15 protein-coding genes and 1 pseudogene are annotated in these 17,345 nt (G+C 47.1%); 13 read left to right on the forward strand and 3 right to left on the reverse strand.

From position 1 onward, the window contains the following. Positions 1-6: 6 nt before the first annotated feature. The 7 genes and pseudogenes from fabG to AC04Q6_RS10790 all read left to right on the forward strand — a co-directional run bounded on the left by fabG (position 7) and on the right by AC04Q6_RS10790 (position 6,875). Entirely contained in the window at positions 7-747 is a 741-nt protein-coding gene (gene fabG, locus AC04Q6_RS10760) for a 3-oxoacyl-[acyl-carrier-protein] reductase (protein WP_021977157.1), read from the forward strand. A gap of 32 nt (positions 748-779) precedes the next feature. Continuing rightward, entirely contained in the window at positions 780-2,021 is a 1,242-nt protein-coding gene (fabF, locus tag AC04Q6_RS10765; RefSeq protein WP_021977158.1) for a beta-ketoacyl-ACP synthase II, read from the forward strand. Positions 2,022-2,025: 4 nt separating this feature from the next. Next, entirely contained in the window at positions 2,026-2,628 is a 603-nt protein-coding gene (gene accB, locus AC04Q6_RS10770) for an acetyl-CoA carboxylase biotin carboxyl carrier protein (protein WP_021977159.1), read from the forward strand. Positions 2,629-2,736: 108 nt separating this feature from the next. After that, positions 2,737-3,165, forward strand: coding sequence for a 3-hydroxyacyl-ACP dehydratase FabZ (gene fabZ, locus AC04Q6_RS10775; RefSeq protein ID WP_021977160.1), 429 nt, complete (start codon positions 2,737-2,739; stop codon positions 3,163-3,165). A 9-nt stretch (positions 3,166-3,174) separates the two neighbouring features. Further along, on the forward strand, positions 3,175-4,539 hold the full coding sequence (gene accC, locus AC04Q6_RS10780; RefSeq protein WP_021977161.1) for an acetyl-CoA carboxylase biotin carboxylase subunit: 1,365 nt from the start codon (positions 3,175-3,177) through the stop codon (positions 4,537-4,539). Continuing rightward, positions 4,529-6,299 (forward strand): annotated as a pseudogene (locus tag AC04Q6_RS10785) (acetyl-CoA carboxylase carboxyltransferase subunit alpha). Before accC ends, AC04Q6_RS10785 begins: the two are co-directional and overlap by 11 nt. Before the next feature lie 135 nt (positions 6,300-6,434). Next, complete coding sequence (locus AC04Q6_RS10790; RefSeq protein WP_118062392.1) at positions 6,435-6,875, forward strand: MarR family winged helix-turn-helix transcriptional regulator; 441 nt, start codon at positions 6,435-6,437, stop codon at positions 6,873-6,875. Between the two features lie 141 nt (positions 6,876-7,016). Here the strand turns inward: AC04Q6_RS10790 and AC04Q6_RS10795 are convergent, their stop codons facing one another. Continuing rightward, complete coding sequence (locus AC04Q6_RS10795) at positions 7,017-7,295, reverse strand: type II toxin-antitoxin system HicB family antitoxin (RefSeq protein ID WP_021977164.1); 279 nt, start codon at positions 7,293-7,295, stop codon at positions 7,017-7,019. Positions 7,296-7,616: 321 nt separating this feature from the next. On the opposite strand from AC04Q6_RS10795, the gene AC04Q6_RS10800 reads away from it, so the two are divergent. The 4 genes from AC04Q6_RS10800 (at position 7,617) to AC04Q6_RS10815 (ending at position 12,169) form a co-directional block, all read left to right on the forward strand. Beyond that, the gene (locus AC04Q6_RS10800; RefSeq protein WP_119248008.1) at positions 7,617-8,060 is read left to right on the forward strand and encodes an HD domain-containing protein; all 444 of its coding nucleotides are present in this window, start codon (positions 7,617-7,619) and stop codon (positions 8,058-8,060) included. Positions 8,061-8,187: 127 nt separating this feature from the next. After that, the gene (locus AC04Q6_RS10805; protein ID WP_118062329.1) at positions 8,188-8,994 is read left to right on the forward strand and encodes a DNA-3-methyladenine glycosylase family protein; all 807 of its coding nucleotides are present in this window, start codon (positions 8,188-8,190) and stop codon (positions 8,992-8,994) included. Between the two features lie 324 nt (positions 8,995-9,318). Then, on the forward strand, positions 9,319-10,266 hold the full coding sequence (locus tag AC04Q6_RS10810; RefSeq protein WP_118062393.1) for an alpha/beta hydrolase: 948 nt from the start codon (positions 9,319-9,321) through the stop codon (positions 10,264-10,266). A gap of 91 nt (positions 10,267-10,357) precedes the next feature. Beyond that, on the forward strand, positions 10,358-12,169 hold the full coding sequence (locus AC04Q6_RS10815) for a DUF6320 domain-containing protein (RefSeq protein WP_244832820.1): 1,812 nt from the start codon (positions 10,358-10,360) through the stop codon (positions 12,167-12,169). A gap of 85 nt (positions 12,170-12,254) precedes the next feature. Here the strand turns inward: AC04Q6_RS10815 and AC04Q6_RS10820 are convergent, their stop codons facing one another. After that, a complete protein-coding gene (locus tag AC04Q6_RS10820) occupies positions 12,255-12,788 on the reverse strand; it encodes a DUF3877 family protein (RefSeq protein ID WP_118169570.1) in 534 nt (177 codons plus the stop codon). A gap of 57 nt (positions 12,789-12,845) precedes the next feature. Continuing rightward, positions 12,846-13,481 carry an endonuclease III domain-containing protein gene (locus tag AC04Q6_RS10825; RefSeq protein WP_119248009.1) on the reverse strand — a complete coding sequence of 212 codons (636 nt, stop codon included), beginning with the start codon at positions 13,479-13,481 and terminating at the stop codon, positions 12,846-12,848. Positions 13,482-13,772: 291 nt separating this feature from the next. Here AC04Q6_RS10825 and AC04Q6_RS10830 point away from each other — a divergent pair, with 291 nt between their 5' ends. Together AC04Q6_RS10830 and AC04Q6_RS10835 are read left to right on the forward strand one after the other, a co-directional pair. After that, positions 13,773-16,214 (forward strand): methyltransferase domain-containing protein, encoded by a 2,442-nt coding sequence (locus AC04Q6_RS10830; protein ID WP_244832819.1) that lies wholly within the window; start codon positions 13,773-13,775, stop codon positions 16,212-16,214. A gap of 4 nt (positions 16,215-16,218) precedes the next feature. Continuing rightward, a complete protein-coding gene (locus AC04Q6_RS10835; RefSeq protein WP_119248012.1) occupies positions 16,219-17,136 on the forward strand; it encodes a LysR family transcriptional regulator in 918 nt (305 codons plus the stop codon). The last annotated feature ends 209 nt before the right edge of the window (positions 17,137-17,345 follow it).

Raw genomic sequence — 17,345 nt, forward strand, 5'->3', positions numbered from 1 at the left:
ATTCATATGTCAGAGAAAAAAATCGCAGTGGTAACAGGCGGTGCACGTGGAATCGGAAAAGCCATCGCCCTGGAACTTGCAAAAGCAGGAAATTTTGTAGTGATCAATTATAACGGCTCAGAAGAAAAAGCCCGGGAAACAAAAGCAGAGATCGAGGCAGCTGGCGGCCAGGCAGATATCCTGCAGTGTAATGTGGCAGATTTTGATGCATGCGAAGCTTTTTTCAAAGCCATTGCAGAAAAATACGGACGTGTTGACATTCTGGTAAACAATGCCGGAGTTACGAAGGACGGACTTCTCATGAAGATGAGCGAGGAAGATTTTTCCAGAGTTGTTGACACCAACCTGAAAGGAACCTTTAACTGCATCCGCCATGTGTCCAGAATGATGCTGAGACAGAGAAGCGGCAGGATCATCAGTCTTTCATCGGTGGTAGGCCTTCGTGGAAATGCGGGACAGGCCAATTATGCAGCATCCAAAGCGGGAATCATCGGCCTTACAAAATCCGCCGCAAAAGAGCTGGCATCCAGAGGAATCACGGTCAACGCCATTGCACCGGGATTTATCAAAACCGATATGACAGACGTGCTTTCCGACAAAGTGAAAGAAAATATTTCGGCATCCATTCCCATGGGAAGCATGGGAACTGCAGAAGATGTGGCAAAAGCAGCCGCTTTTCTGGCATCGGACGGCGCACGTTATATTACAGGACAGGTACTTCGTGTAGACGGCGGAATGGCAATGTAAAAAAGGCTCCCCGGAGTCAGGAGGATAGATTGATGAAAAGACGAGTAGTAGTAACAGGACTTGGAGCAGTAACACCGATCGGAAACGATGTGGAAAGCTTCTGGAACGGAGTGAAAGAAGGAAAAGTGGGGATCGGACCGATCACCCGTTTTGATACAACCGGATATAAGGCAACACTGGCAGCGGAGCTGAAAGGCTTCGTAGCAAAAGACCGCATGGATCCCAGAACCGCAAGAAGAATGGAGCCCTTTTCCCAGTATGCGGTGGCAGCCGCACTGGAAGCTGTGGAAAATGCAGGTCTTAAGATGGAAGAGGAAGATCCGTACATGGTAGGCGTGATCATCGGTTCCGGTGTGGGAAGCCTTCAGGCTACGGAGCTGAATGAGAAGAAGCTTGTGGAAAAAGGTCCTTCAAGGGTTGATCCCCTTCTTGTTCCCAAGATGATCACAAACATGGCAGCAGGAAATGTTTCCATTGCCACCGGTGCAAAAGGAAAGTGTACAAACGTGGTAACTGCATGTGCAACAGGAACTCACTGTATCGGAGACGCTTTCCGTGCCATCCAGTACGGCGATGCAGATGTAATGCTTGCAGGCGGTACAGAAGGTGCTATCTGCCCCATCGGAATTGCAGGATTTGCAAGCCTTACCGCACTGAGCACAAGCGAGGATCCGCTGCGTGCTTCCATTCCTTTTGACAAAGACAGAGGTGGTTTTGTCATGGGTGAAGGCGCAGGTGTGGTTGTTCTGGAAGAACTGGAACATGCGAAAAAGAGAAATGCCAATATCCTGGCAGAGGTTGTGGGATATGGTGCAACTGCAGATGCTTTTCATATCACATCTCCGGCCGAGGACGGAAGCGGCGCCGCACGTGCCATGGAAAACGCCATGAAAGAAGCAGGTGTTGCACCGGAGCAGGTAGATTATATCAATGCACACGGAACCGGAACCCACCACAACGATCTGTTTGAGACAAGAGCCATCAAGCTTGCGTTCAAAGACGCGGCAAAAGATGTAAAGATCAACTCCACAAAATCCATGGTAGGACATCTTCTTGGCGCAGCAGGTGCTGTTGAGTTTATCGTGTGTGTAAAATCCATTCTGGACGGATTTATCCATCAGACTGTGGGAACTACGGAAACAGAGGAGGAGCTGGATCTCAACTATATGATCGGCGCTCCGGCAGAACAGGAAGTACGCTATGCAATGAGCAATTCCCTTGGCTTTGGAGGCCATAACGGAACCTTGCTTGTAAAGAAGTATGAGGAGGAGTGAAATCATGGAATTTAACCAGATCCTTGAGCTCATCGATCACGTATCCGCATCAGAACTTACTGCTTTTACTTACGAGACAGCAGATCTGACCTTAAGCATGGAACACGGAAAACCACAGATCATCCAGGGAGTTATGGGGGAAACTGTGGAAAACATTCCGGCGGCAGGAATGGCCGGTGGAAAAGTCCGCAGGGCAGTGCATACAGTGCCGATGGCAGGTGCAGGTTCCGTGGCGGCGACAGTATCAGATCCGGCAGATGAAATGGCAGCGGCAGACAAAAATGCAGCAGAAACACAGGGCGTGCAGAATACAGTACCTGTGCAAAATATAGAGCAGCCGGAAAACGTATCACAGAAATCAGATGACCAGACCGGCAGCCTGGTAACTTCTCCGCTGGTCGGAACTTTCTACGCAGCACCATCCCAGGATCTTCCGCCATACGTCCAGGTAGGAGATAAAGTAAAAAAAGGCCAGGTTCTTGCAATCGTGGAAGCAATGAAACTGATGAATGAGATCGAAAGTGATTTTGACGGCGAGATCGCGGAAATCTATGTGGAAAACGGACAGCCGGTAGAGTATGGACAGAAACTTTTCCGTATCCGATAAAATATCTTCAGGTCAGAATTAAAGAATAAGAAAGAGAATGTTTCGGAGAAAAAGAATACAGATTATGTAATCGGTCGTTTTCTCCGTGATTTTTCAGGAGGATAGAGAATGAAACATCTTGACGTAAAACAGATCGAAGAGATCATCCCGCACAGACATCCGTTTCTGCTTGTGGACTATATCGAAGATTATGAACCAGGTGAATTTGCTGTTGGATATAAATGCGTGACTTTCCGCGAGGACTTTTTCCGGGGACATTTTCCGAAGGAGCCGGTAATGCCGGGCGTCCTTATGGTAGAGGCTCTGGCACAGGTTGGTGCGGTAGCTATTCTTTCCCTGGAGGATATGAAGGGAAAAACTGCTTATTTTGGCGGCATCAACAAGTGTAAATTTCGCAGAAAGGTAGTTCCCGGAGATAAACTCCGTCTTGAGACAAAGATCATCCGCAGAAAGGGCCCCGTGGGAATCGGTTCCGCAGTGGCATCTGTAGATGGAGAGGTTGCCGTAGAGGCAGAACTTACATTTATGATCGGGTAAGGTGATTGTATGATTCGAAAGTTACTGATCGCCAACAGAGGCGAGATTGCGGTGCGTATTATCCGTGCCTGCAGGGAAATGGGAATTGCCACAGTGGCAGTTTATTCCGAGGCAGATGAGGAAAGCCTTCACACACAGCTGGCAGACGAAGCAATCTGTATCGGTCCGGGACCTTCCGCACAGAGCTATCTGAATATGGAGCAGATCATCAGCGCCACCATGGTTTCCGGTGCGGATGCCATCCATCCGGGATTTGGTTTCCTTTCGGAAAATGCCAGATTTGCGGAGCTTTGTGAAAAATGCGGAATTACATTTGTGGGACCGCCATCGAAGGTCATCCGCATGCTTGGAAACAAAAAGATCGCAAGAAGCACCATGATCGCAGCAGGTGTTCCGGTAGTTCCAGGCAGTGAAGGGGATGTGGAGGATATTGAAACCGGCCTTAAGGAAGCAGAGCGGATCGGCTACCCGGTGATCATCAAGGCAGCTCTTGGCGGCGGTGGAAAAGGTATGCGTGTGGCAAATACCCCGGAGGAATTTCCAGAGGCCTACGCAACTGCCAGAAAAGAGTCTGAGATCGCTTTTGGCGACGGTACCATGTATATTGAACATTTTGTGGTAAATCCCAGACATATTGAATTTCAGATCCTTGCGGACAACCAGGGAAATGTCATTCATCTGGGAGAACGTGACTGCTCCATTCAGAGAAATCATCAGAAGATGATAGAGGAATCTCCAAGCGCCGCAGTTTCGCCGGAATTAAGAGAAAAAATGGGTCATGCGGCAGTGACGGCAGCAAAAGCGGCCGGCTATGTCAATGCGGGAACCATTGAATTTCTGCTGGAGCCGGATGGAAAATTCTGGTTTATGGAAATGAACACAAGAATTCAGGTAGAACATCCGGTGACAGAATGGGTAACCGGAATCGATCTTGTGAAAGAGCAGCTGAAGATCGCTTCGGGGATGCCTCTTGAAATATCACAGGATGATGTCCATATTATGGGACATGCCATCGAGTGCAGGATCAACGCCGAGAATCCTCAGAAAAACTTCCGGCCTTCACCGGGAACTATCCAGGGGGCACATTTTCCGGGAGGAAACGGGATCCGTGTGGATACCTGCGTTTATAACGGCTGTAAGATCCCACCGTATTATGATTCCATGCTTGCCAAGCTGATCGTTCATGCAGACAGCCGTGAGGCAGCCATTGCAAAAATGCAGAGTGCCCTTGGTGAGGTGATCATTGACGGAATCGATACAAACATTGACTATCAGTATGAAATCTTGAAAAATGAGGATTATCAGTCCGGAAATTTTGACACCGGTTTTCTGGCAAGTCATATCATTGCGGGAGTGAAGATCAATGAGAATTAAGCATATGTTCAAAAAAACAGTACGGGATATCCGGGGGGAGGAGTACGGGAACACTCCGGAGGTTCCGGATAACCTGATGCGAAAATGCAATGCCTGCAAGGCTGCCGTTTTTGCAGATGAGGTAAAACAGAATCATTACATCTGCCCACATTGTGGAAATTATTTTCATGTACCGGCTTACCGGCGGATCAAGATGGTCATAGATCGAAAGAGTTTCACAGAGTGGGACGTACATATGGAAGAACAGAATCCGCTTCAGTACAAAGGATATGAGGAAAAAATCAGATCACTCCGTGAAAAGACAGGACTTGACGAGGCTGTGGTTACCGGTAAGTGTACGATAAAAGGGACACCGACAGCGCTTGGTGTCTGTGACTGCCGTTTCATGATGTCCAGTATGGGAGAGGTTGTTGGGGAAAAGATCACCCGGGTTTTTGAACGTGCCACAAAGGAGAGACTTCCGGTGATTCTCTATATCTGTTCCGGCGGTGCCAGAATGCAGGAGGGACTGGTATCCCTGATGCAGATGGCAAAAACCAGTATGGCCATTCGAAAACACAGTGATGCAGGGCTTCTCTATGTGCCGGTCCTTACAGACCCGACGACAGGAGGTGTGACTGCAAGCTTTGCCATGCTGGGAGATATTATCCTGGCAGAGCCAAAAGCACTGATCGGATTTGCCGGCCCCAGAGTCATTGAGCAGACCATCGGTCAGAAACTTCCCAAAGGATTCCAGAGAGCGGAATTTCTTCTGGAACACGGTTTTGTGGATAAGATCGTGGAACGTGAGGAGCAGAGAAGCGTGCTGGCGGATATCCTGAAGTTACATGAAAATAAAATACCAGATTATGGACAGTCCGATAATTCGGACATGGAAATGAAATATAAATCTGATAATGCGGAATCGACAGAAACTGCTGTGGGAGATAAACGGGAATCAGAGAATACAATCTGGCCGGAATTCATCCCATCAGGAAATTACACTCCCTGGGAACATGTCCAGCTTGCCAGAGCAAAAACACGTCCCACGGGAAAAGACTACATCGAGGCACTCTTTGACGATTTCATGGAATTTCACGGTGACCGCCACTGTGGTGATGATCCGGCAGTGATCGGCGGTGTGGCATTTTTTCACGGAAAGCCGGTGACGGTTCTTGCACAGGAAAAAGGTGAGGGCACCAGGGAAAATATTGCCCGGAATTTTGGAATGGTTTCTCCGGAAGGCTACTGGAAATCTCTGCGTCTGATGCAGCAGGCAGAGAAATTTCACCGACCGGTGATCTGCCTTGTGGATACGCCAGGTGCATTCTGCGGACTGGAAGCAGAAGAACGAGGACAGGGTGAAGCTATTGCGAAAAATCTCTATACGCTGGCGGGACTTACCGTTCCTGTACTTTCCATTGTGATCGGTGAGGGAGGAAGCGGCGGTGCGCTCGCTTTTGCTGTAGCGGATGAGGTATGGATGCTGGAGCATTCCGTCTATTCCATCTTGTCTCCGGAGGGCTTTGCCTCTATTCTCTGGAAAGACAGCAAAAAGGCAAAGGAGGCTGCCGCAGTGATGAAACTTACTGCTGCGGATCTTTATCAGATGGGAATGATCGAGCAGTGTGATCCCGGAAGCTGAGCCTGTAAGCCGTGAGAACATAAACGATGCTGCGGCTTATCTGGAAAACGGAATAGAAGATTTCCTTGGAAAATATGGCAAGACAGAGCCAGAGAAGCTTCTGGAACACCGCTACGAACGTTTTCGGAAAATGTAGAAATTTTAAGCGCAGTGATTTTGTATCCGCAAAGCAAAAATCCAGTGGAAAAAATCCTATATTTATGTTACGATGGCTTCATAAACAGAGAACCGGAGAAGCTTTTTGGCTCCGGAGAAACAGGAGCGGGGTAGAGTGGACAATCGGGAAGTTATAAATGACGTGCTGGTGAATCTGTTCAACGAGATCCTCCGGCTGGAGGAAGAAGCCATCATCACAGATAAATATAAAGATATTTCCAACAATGATATGCACATTATCGAGGCAGTAGGCCTTGGCGGAGGAAATATGTCTTCCATCGCAGCCAAGCTGAAGATCACGGTAGGCTCCCTCACAACATCCATGAACAGCCTTGTAAAAAAGGGCTATGTGAAGAGAGAACGAAGTGAAAAGGACCGGAGAGTGGTATTTATCCAGCTTACCAACAAGGGACGTATGGCATATCACCATCATGCGGAATTTCACAGACAGATGACAGAAGCTGTGCTTGCGGAGCTTAATGAGGATGAGACAGAAGTACTGGTAAAAGCACTGGATGGACTGCGTAAATTTTTCAGGCAGTATCATGAACAATAAAGAAATGCACAATAAAAGCATCTGAATCGGTAACGAAAGAATGTTTCCGATTCAGATGCTTTTTAGCTGTGAACAGATATTTTCTGTATTGCCATATATGGAAAATGATGGCAAACAGTGGTTTTATTCCAGGTGAGAGCTTTATTCGTCCCATCCATCCTGGAAACGGATATTTACAGAAATATTGCGGACAACGTCACCCTCCTGAAGATCCAGATCGCTTTCCTCGGAAACCGGAGGAAGCTTGCCCTCAAATTCCATAAGCTCTGTGTAGATCCAGTCATATGCGGCAGCATTGGCATTTTCGATGGCGTCGTCCAGCGTGTCACCACTGGCTTCGCAGCAGGCAAGATCCGGGAAAAAAGCGTTGTATTTTTTGTCCTCTGTGGGACGGAAAACTGCGGGATATATAAATTTCATTGGTAAGATTCCTTTCTGTATTATCACCAGATCAGTGGTGATTTGCTCATTTAGAAGTAGTATATACCAATTTCAGAATGAGAGCAAGCGAGTTCATGATCGAATGAAAGATCCAGGTAAGAACAGCAGTATTTCCGGGAATGTTATAATCAGAAAATTGTCGTATATAAGGAAAAATGATAGATATATAAGACTTTTTATCCTTGTAGGAAGGAAAATCAGATGCTATACTGTGTTATACAGGGTACAGGATTGCTGTAGGCGTAAAAGGTATACAGTGATCTGAATGGCGGTTCAGAGAACCCAACGGGAGGCGCGGTTATGATTTATACAGCTTTGACGAAAAAAGCTATGAAGGTGGCATACGAGGCACATCATGGACAGACAGATCGAAGCGGGACACCTTATATTTTTCATCCATTTTATGTAGCAGAGCAGATGGATGATGAACTCAGTGTATGTACGGCACTTCTTCACGATGTGGTGGAAGATACAGAGATCACATTTGAAGATCTTACCGGAGAATTTCCGGAAGAAGTTGTGGAGGCCTTACGTTATCTTACAAGAGATAAGAGTATGAATTATTTCGACTATATCCGGAATATCCGGAAGAATCCGATCGCAAAAAAAGTGAAGCAGGCTGATCTGCTCCACAATTCTGATGTAACACGTCTTTCTGACTGCGAAAATATATCTGTGGAACAGATCTCACGTCTGCATGGAAGATATAAACGGGCATTGGAAATCCTTCATGATGCCAGGTGAATTTATTTTCGCACAGGTCATTTTATTTTCCTCTTCTGCTTTTCTTTACTTTATAAATGTCTTATAATAAACCATCGAAAATGATACGTGATAAAAATACAGAAAAATACTTACGAGAGGAACCAACATGATCACAGTAGAGCTGGAACATTTCAGCCTTGATAAAATATGCGATTCCGGGCAGTGCTTCCGGATGAAGAAACTTGGAGATGGACACTTTTCCATGGTGGCGGGAGATCAGTATCTGGAAATGCGCCAGAAGGGGGGAGTGGTAGATTTTTACTGCTCTCAGGAAGAATTTATCTGTTACTGGGTGCTGTATTTTGACCTGGATACGGATTATGAAACTTACATGAATGCAGCCAATCCACGGGATAAATATCTGGGTGCCGCCATAAAGGCAGGAGACGGGATCCGGATCTTAAGACAGGATCTCTGGGAAATGATCGTCACGTTTCTGATTTCCCAGCAGAATAATATCAAACGCATCCGCAAATGTATCGAAACTATCTGTCGGAAATATGGAGAGCGAAAAGTTTCATCAACAGGTGTGGAATATTATGCGTTTCCAACTGTGGAGGCGCTGAGTCAGGCAACGGAAGAGAACTTAAGAGACTGCGGCCTTGGATATCGGGCAAAATATATCGCAGTGACAGCCAGGACTATCGCATCCGGCGAAATCTCCCTGGAAAAAATCTATGATATGCGTTACCATCAGGCAAAGAAAGAATTGATGAAACTCTGTGGCGTTGGAGAAAAGGTAGCAGAGTGTATCTGCCTGTTTGCATTGCATCATATGGATGCTTTTCCCATAGATACCCATATCCGCCAGGTCATGGATGTGCATTATAAAAGAGGATTTCCAAACCGCAGATATAAGGGAATGCGTGGAATTATGCAGCAGTATATTTTTTACTACGACTTGTACTCGTAAGCTGCGGATGCTATCATAGTTCACAACAAAGAAAAAATTCATGGAGGTGAGGACGCGATCAGAAAGCATTTACTGAGATTAAGACGACCACAGATAAAGAAAAAAGAAAACAGTTATTACATCCGGGGCTATAAAGGAACAGAAGTAGTTATCCGTACCGATCATGAAATCCTGAAGAGGATTTCTTATGAACGAACCTGCGTGAAACGCATCCATATCCTCAGGAAGTATGAAACTGAGACGAAATATATTTATACAAGCAAAGGAAAAAGAAGAAGCCGACGTATCGTGATTCCGGGGATCCCTGTGAAAGACGGAAGTTCTATGCCACGTGCAGTACGGACAGTTCTGCAGGCTCTTTCCTATGGAGGAATTGAGGTAGACGCTTCCAGAAAGCTGGCAGATATTAAAAAAATGGATCCTATGAGTATTTTTTACAAAACACTGGATGCGGAAGTTTATAATGGGGACTATAAAGTGCCGATCCGTCTGTTTTTTCCAACAGAAGAGGCCATGGAGAATGGGGCTGCTTCCGGCAGAAAACCTCCGGTGATCCTGTTTTTCCACGGTGGTGGATGGGTTACAGAAAGCGTGGAGAATTATCAGCGTGTATGTGCCAGAATGGCGCAGTCCACCGGTCAGATCGTGGCATCTGTGGAGTACAGACTGGCACCGGAATACCGTTTCCCGGTGGGGTTGATGGACTGCTATGCGGCAGCGAAGGCTTTTTATACCAACCGATTTCTTCTGAATACCGATCCGGATCGTATTACCATTATGGGAGACAGTGCCGGCGGAAATCTGGCTGCGGCTGTGTGCATGATGGCCAGAGACAGGGGAGAATTTTATCCGAAAAAACAGATCCTGATCTATCCGGCACTGAACAACTGTTATACAGAAGAATCGCCTTTTGAATCCGTAAAAACAAACGGGACCGGTTATCTTCTCACAGCAGAGAAGATGGAAGATTATCTGAAGCTTTATGAGAGCTGCCCGGAAGACAGAAAGAATCCGTATTTTGCGCCGATCTTGGAGAAAGATCTCCGAAATATGCCGGATACACTGATCCTTACCGCTGAGTTTGATCCTCTTCGGGATGAAGGAGAGGCATTTGGTGAACGCTTAAAAGCCGCAGGGAATCGAGTGGAAGTACACAGGATCGCGGGTGCGTTTCACGGGTACTTTGCACTGGGAATCAAATTTCTGCATGTGCAGGAGAGCTTTACGTATGTGAACCGTTTTCTGGAAACAGAAGAGCAGGAGCAGTTGTGAAAGGGCAAAATGTCTGCGGACAGGAAACAGAAATCTCAGAAAAGTCCCGGATAATGGACAGTAAATATCTCGCAGGAAGAAGGAAAACATCATGAAGAACGAATATGCACAGTGGAGAAAATTGGATAATGCGGCACTGGCGTTCCCGGCGGTGACAGGAAAAAATGACACCAGGGTATTTCGTTTTTACTGTGAACTGAAAGAAGAGATAAAAGAAGAAACGCTGCAGAAAGCGTTGGATCGTACCATGGAAAAATACCCTCTTTTCCGTGCGGTTTTAAGAAAGGGACTGTTCTGGTTTTACCTGGAGAGACGGGATATTCCGGCGGTAGTAAAGGAAGAAGCAGGTGCACCCTGCAGCGGACTTTACATTCCGGACAAAAAAACGCTTCTTTTTCGGGTGAGTTACTATAAGAACCGGATCAATTTTGAGGTATTTCACGCGCTGACGGATGGAACGGGAGCCATGCATTTCCTGATGGAACTTGTAAAAGATTATCTTCAGGAGGCACATCCGGAGAAAGAACTTCCGGAGCTTTTTCCAGACGAAAATATCACCGGAAGAGATATGGAAGAGGACAGTTTTTCCCAGTATTATTCCTCAGATGCGCCAAGAAAGAGAGAGTCCAAGAAGCCGGCTTTTCAGCTGAAAGGTGAGAAACTCAGACAGGAAGATATGAGTATCACGGAAGTATGCATTCCGGTGAAAGAGATCCACGCCCGGGCAAAAGCAGCCGGTGTGTCGATCACGGTTTTTCTTACGGCGGCTCTTATCTGGGCGATCCATGAGGAGGTGCCCCAGAATCAGGCGAAAAAACCCATTGGCCTTATGATCCCGGTAAATTTAAGGAACTATTTTCCGTCCCGGTCCATGGCGAATTTTTTCGGGTGGATCGAGATCAGCTGTTATTTTTCTGCGGAAACGACTTTTGAGGATATTCTTGAATCCGTAAAGGAGCAGTTTGCAAAAGAACTGAGCAAAGATGTGATCGAGGCGAAGCTGAATGATCTGGTAAGCCTGGAAAAGAATCCGATCCTGCGCCTGGTGCCGCTGGAGATCAAAACGCCGTTCCTTCTTGCAGGGACAACTCTTGGAGGAAGGTCCATTACCGCGATCTATTCCAATGTGGGAATTATCCGGATGCCGGAGGAATACCGGAAATACATTCAGAGATTCGGGCTTTTTGCAAGTACGGACAGCCTGCAGCTGTGCTCCTGTTCTTTTGGGGATGAGATGGTTTTAAGTTTTTCGTCCAAGATCCCCAATGGAAATATTGAGCGGAATTTTGTGGAGAAGCTGAAAAAAGAGCAGGTGTCCTGTGAGATCCGGGAGAATGATTTTCCGGGACAGAAAGAGGAACGGAAAGCTCCGGCGAAGCTTTTTGAGAGTTTTACGTTTCTGTGCATCGTGCTGGCTGTGGTATGTAATCTGATCGATTATCTGGTGGACGGCCATATGGGATGGGCCTGGTTTGTGACTGCAGGAGCGTTCTGCACCTGGCTGATGGTTTCGGTGGCGTATGTGAAGCGGCGGAATCTATTGAAGAATGAAATGTGGCAGCTGGTGATCGTAACGGTAGCAGGTGTGCTCTGGGATATGTTTACCGGCTGGCGGGGCTGGTCTGTGGATTATCTTCTTCCTCTTGCGGCCCTTGCTGTGATCTGCTCCATGTGGGTGATCACAGCGGCACAGAGGCTGGAAGTTGCGGAATATATGATCTATCTTCTGGAAGCAGGAGCTTTCGGCGTGGTGATCCCGTTGATCCTTCTGGCCATCGGTGTGGTGAATGTTCTGTATCCGTCTCTGATCTGTATCTGCGTCAGTTTTCTGATGCTGGTCTGGCTGTTTCTGTTTAAGAGAAAAGATATGGTACGGGAGATGCAGAAGAAGTTCCGGGTGTAGAGAATAAAAAGAACCGTCGGTTTACAGAAGATTTTTTTGAAAATCTGTCTGCAGACCGGCGGTTTTTTATAATGGCGTTCGGATATCAGAATCCAAAGTCCTCATAATCTTCCGGCGTGAACTTATGATAGATCATATGCTCACCTTCCAGGGACAGGCAGTACCGGTAATCGTCCGGAATACCGTCTTCAAAATATACAAGGTAGTCGAAGCCTGTGCCGGTTGTTTTTTCCATATGCACATGTTTGGAATAACTATGGAAAACATTCATCACTTCATCCAGAGTACAGCCGTGGCGGGCAACGGTGTTAATGAAACGTACCAGAAATTCACTTGGTTTCCGGTTCTCGTGAACATAGTCGGATGCCTGTGGCGGCAGAGTGATGCAGAAACGTTCGTTTTTGGAAGAAGCCTTTACTTTCCCAAGGCGGTCACAGGCATGATCGGAAAATTCTTCCAGCGCATGCTGCATTTCTTCTTCTGTAAGCTCTGTGCCGAGGAGACGGTTCAGAGACTGCAGCGGATAATAAAAACGGGTAACTCCGCTCATGTATCCGATCTTTACCTGCTGTTCCTGGATCATATCCAGAAGATTATTTTCCAGTTTTTTAAAATTCATAATGTTGTCCTTTCCGGGGTGTGAATGTCCGTTTTATTGTACTTTACATATCGCATATCAGATCCCATTTTTTTCACATATATCATTAAGACAGCAGCGGTCACAGTAAGGCTTTGTCCGTGCTGTACAGACTTCTCTTCCGTGGTTTACAAGGCGGTGGCAGAGATCGTTGCCTTCTTCCGGAGGAATGATCTTCCAGAGAGCCATTTCCACTTTTTTCGGGTCTTTCATGTCATGGACAAGACCGATGCGGTTGGAAAGACGGATGCAGTGGGTATCTGTTACAATGGCAGGTTTGCCAAATACGTCGCCCATGATCAGGTTGGCACTTTTGCGCCCCACGCCGGGAAGTTTCAGAAGTGCGTTGAAGTCTTCCGGAACTTTGTCCTGGTACTGTTCGTGGAGGATCCGCATGCAGGCGCTGATATCCCGAGCCTTGCTTTTTCCAAGACCGCAGGGACGTACAATGGCCTCGATATCTTCCGGTTTTGCAGCTGCCAGGGCTGCCACGTCCGGATATTTTGCGTAGAGATCCTGAACCACCACATTCACTCTGGCATCGGTACACTGGGCTGCCAGGCGGACACTTACAAGAAGTTTCCAGGCATCATCATAATCCAGAGTACAGTCTGCGTCCGGATACTCTTTTTTTAAACGGCTGATGACTTCATAAGCCAGTTCCTGTGTTGTCATTTGTATATAAACCATCCTTTCGATTTCGATGTATTGAGATTTTTACTGTTGCCCTGATGCAGCGAATGCAGATCGCCAATATCCGCTTGATTTTCAGGGATCATTACTGAATTACTACAGGTAGGATGATACCACAGCATCTGGAGAATTACAACGGCAATCCCCCCCAGGGGCTTGTTAAAACCCTGACAATTTGGTACATTAAACATAACCTATGGGGGTATGGAAAAAGTTAGGAAAACCTTATCAGATCAGGCCCCCACATAAATAAAAAAGCGCGGAGGAATCAACGTGGAAAAACTTCTCGACGAAATCGAATCTTACTGGAGCACCCGTACAGAAGGGTACTCCGAAGTGAATCATAAAGAGCTTGCAGGAACGCAGAAAAACGCATGGCTTAAGGTGCTGACCAGCCAGTTTCCAGACAAGCCAAAGGAAGAGATCCGTATCCTGGATATCGGAACAGGCCCCGGATTTTTTCCAGTGATCCTGGCAGAAGCCGGATATCACGTGGATGCTGTGGATTACACCGAAGGAATGCTGGAAAAGGCAAAGGAAAATGCGGGAGAACTTTGCCGGAACATTCATTTCCAGCGGATGGATGCACAGAAACTGGAATTTGAAGACAATACCTTTGATGTGGTTATTTCCCGAAATCTTACCTGGAATCTGGAGCATCCGGATGTTGCCTACAGAGAGTGGGTCCGTGTGCTGAAAGTGGGCGGAAAACTTCTGAATTTTGACGCCAACTGGTACGGCTATCTCTATGAGGAAGAGCAGCGGAAAGCCTACGAAAACGACCGGAAAAATGTGGAGAACAACAGTCTGGACGATCATTATCTCTGTACGGATATTGAGCGTATGGAGCGGATCGCCCTTCAGGTACCGCTGTCAAAGATCCGCCGGCCTGAGTGGGATGTAAAAACTCTCCGGGAAGCAGGACTTCTTGGAATCTACACTGATACGGAAATCTGGAAAACAGTCTGGAGTGAGGAGGAGAGACTGAATTATCAGTCCACCCCAATGTTTATGGTAACCGGCGTAAAACCGGATCATTTCCTGAATCTTCCGGTTGTGGAAGGAGAAAAAACCGAAGGATTCCTGGAGATTGGAGACGGAGAATTTACTCTTCCGGCAACCATTATCCGTGGAAAAAATCCGGGAAAAACCGTCCTTGTCACAGCTGGACTTCATGCAGGAGAATATGTGGGGATCCAGACCCTGATCGAGCTGTCAAAAAAACTGAATCCGGAAAAAGTTAACGGACAGCTGGTTCTGGTAAAAGTGCTGAACAGGCAAGACTTTGAGAAGCGAGCAGGCAGCATCAGCTGGGAAGACGGAAAAAATCTGAACCGTGTTTTCCCTGGCAAAAAAGATGGCACAAGAATGGAGCGCCTGGCAGCAGCCATCACAGAATCCCTGATCAAAAAAGCAGATTATTATATCGACCTTCACGGCGGTGACGATTACGAGGAACTGACTCCGTATGTATATTTTGCAGGCGTTGCAAAGCCGGAGATCGTGGAAGCATCCCGGAAAATGGCAGAACAGGTAGATGTCCCATATATGGTACAGTCAAATGTAAGCACAGGCGGTGCCTACAATTACGCGGCAAGTACCTGTGACATTCCGGCAGTCCTTCTGGAACGTGGCTGCATGGGAACCTGGGAGCGTGAAGAAGTAGACTCCATGCGCCGCGATGTGCGAAACATTCTCTGCAGCATTGGAGCTTACAACGGAATCCGTTCTCACAGCACCTACTATCCGCTGAAAATGGATGATGTCCGATATCAGTGCGCCAGCGTCAACGGCCTCTGGTACCCGGTGAAAAAGCCAGGAGATATCATTCACAGGGACGAGTATCTTGGCGAGATCCGTGATTATGAGGGAAATGTTCAGGAAATCTGCCGTGCGGACATGGATGGTGTGATCCTCTATCAGGTATCCAGTCTTCAGGTTGTGGAAGGTGGCCCTGTGATCACTTACGGAAATATCGTAAGAGAAAAAGACGAGCGGAAAACAAGGATCGCCCAGTACTGGACCAAGCGCAGCGACAGCTTCCTGGAACAGAGAAGAGCGGAACTTCACAGCGCACTTGCAGGCAGATGGATGACCGAGCTTAAGAAGTATCTGCCGGAGAAAAAGAATCTCAGGATCCTGGATGTAGGTTGCGGAACCGGATTTTTTACCATTCTTCTTGCAAAAGAAGGCCATCAGGTAACCGGTATCGACCTGACACCGGATATGATCACCCATGCAAAAAAGCTGGCAGAGGAAGAAAAAGCAGACTGCCAGTTTGCGGTCATGGATGCGGAAAATCCGGATTTTCCGGATGAGGAATTTGATGTGATCGTATCCCGAAACCTTACCTGGACACTGCCGGATGCGGAACACGCTTACCAGGAATGGTTCCGTGTGCTGAAACCTGGCGGAGTGATGATCAACCTGGACGCTAACTATGGAGCAGCAAATTTTGCGGATACTGCAGATCTTCCGGAAAATCATGCCCATCATCAGATCCAGGATGAACTGATGCAGGAGTGCGAGGATATCAAGCGTCAGCTTCCGATCAGTTCTTTCCTGCGCCCGGCCTGGGATCTGGAAACACTGGGACGCATGGGCGTGGAAGAATTTTCCTTTGACCTTGGAATCAGTAAGCGTATTTATATCGAAAAAGATGAGTTTTACAATCCGACCCCGATGTTTTTGATCTTTGCAAAGAAACAGGGGTAAGGTTATGCTGAATATCAAACAGATCCAGTATTTTGCGGCCTGCGCAAAAACAGGTTCTTTCAGCCAGGCCGCAGAGCTGCTTTTTACTACCCAGTCCAATGTAAGCAAGGTGATCCGTTCCATGGAAGACGACATGCGTACCCAGCTGTTTGTCCGCCATGCAAAAGGGATCGAGCTGACACTGGAAGGAGAGCGTGCATATATCCATGTGCAGAGGATCCTGGAAAATATAGATGAACTGGAAATGCAGGCACAGCCACTTGCAAAAAGCAGCCTGTGTGTATGCTTTCATCCCAGCTCCTGGTTTGCGGATACCTTCGTAACGTATTATGAAGCACATAAGTGCGATGATCTTCATTATCAGGTTTACGCAGCAGATACCCATGAGATCATAAAACGTGTGAAAGGCAGACAGGATGATATGGGATTCGCCTATGTGATGCAGAATCAGCTGGCAGCATTCCAGTATTTTCTTTCCCGAAATTACCTGGAATTTGAGCTGCTGACGGAAACCGAGGTAAATATTTATACCGGGAAAGGGAAAGCAGATACAGCAGATGAGGGAGATTTTAATATGTCCCAGCTCAGGCTGATCCAGAGATTTCCCGATGAATTTTCCCCAGATAATTACCGGAACCTTGTAGAGGAAAACGGTCATTCCGCAGTGGAGGCAGAGACCGTAGTCGTAACAAACAGTGATTATATCGTGGAACGTCTTCTTGGGTCCGGAGAGTTGTGTAATATCAGTGGTGCGGATCTTTCCGGCCGTGATCCGGGATATTCCTCCGTGAAATATACATTTCCGGGAGAAGGCCAGAAACTTGTTTACGGGTGCATTTGCCGGAGAGGTGAAGAGCTCAGTGAACAGGGAAAGGATTTTCTGGGATTCGTGAAGGAAAGACTTCAGATTTCCGGGAAGTGATAAAAGAATAAAGCAAAAGACCAGACGGGATTTTTCTGCACGGGACACAGGTTCCTGATACAGAAAAGTCCCGTTTTTTATATGGAATACACATCCATGCCAAACCCGACTGTCCAATATCCCCATACCGGGGTTGTCCGAAAGCTGTTAAATGATAAAATAATATCAGCAGCACACTCCGCGTGCTGAATATAAAAACACTGTGATGC

The organism is Blautia sp. HA9023 (assembly GCF_056504095.1).

Excerpts from the sequence above, each read along its gene's own strand:
- fabG (WP_021977157.1), top strand. The coding sequence starts at position 7 with ATGTCAGAGAAAAAAATCGCAGTGGTAACAGGCGGTGCACGTGGAATC.
- fabF (WP_021977158.1), top strand. The coding sequence starts at position 780 with ATGAAAAGACGAGTAGTAGTAACAGGACTTGGAGCAGTAACACCGATC.
- accB (WP_021977159.1), top strand. The coding sequence starts at position 2,026 with ATGGAATTTAACCAGATCCTTGAGCTCATCGATCACGTATCCGCATCA.
- fabZ (WP_021977160.1), top strand. The coding sequence starts at position 2,737 with ATGAAACATCTTGACGTAAAACAGATCGAAGAGATCATCCCGCACAGA.
- accC (WP_021977161.1), top strand. The coding sequence starts at position 3,175 with ATGATTCGAAAGTTACTGATCGCCAACAGAGGCGAGATTGCGGTGCGT.
- AC04Q6_RS10795 (WP_021977164.1), bottom strand. The coding sequence starts at position 7,295 with ATGAAATTTATATATCCCGCAGTTTTCCGTCCCACAGAGGACAAAAAA.
- AC04Q6_RS10800 (WP_119248008.1), top strand. The coding sequence starts at position 7,617 with ATGATTTATACAGCTTTGACGAAAAAAGCTATGAAGGTGGCATACGAG.
- AC04Q6_RS10805 (WP_118062329.1), top strand. The coding sequence starts at position 8,188 with ATGATCACAGTAGAGCTGGAACATTTCAGCCTTGATAAAATATGCGAT.
- AC04Q6_RS10810 (WP_118062393.1), top strand. The coding sequence starts at position 9,319 with ATGCCACGTGCAGTACGGACAGTTCTGCAGGCTCTTTCCTATGGAGGA.
- AC04Q6_RS10815 (WP_244832820.1), top strand. The coding sequence starts at position 10,358 with ATGAAGAACGAATATGCACAGTGGAGAAAATTGGATAATGCGGCACTG.
- AC04Q6_RS10820 (WP_118169570.1), bottom strand. The coding sequence starts at position 12,788 with ATGAATTTTAAAAAACTGGAAAATAATCTTCTGGATATGATCCAGGAA.
- AC04Q6_RS10825 (WP_119248009.1), bottom strand. The coding sequence starts at position 13,481 with ATGACAACACAGGAACTGGCTTATGAAGTCATCAGCCGTTTAAAAAAA.
- AC04Q6_RS10835 (WP_119248012.1), top strand. The coding sequence starts at position 16,219 with ATGCTGAATATCAAACAGATCCAGTATTTTGCGGCCTGCGCAAAAACA.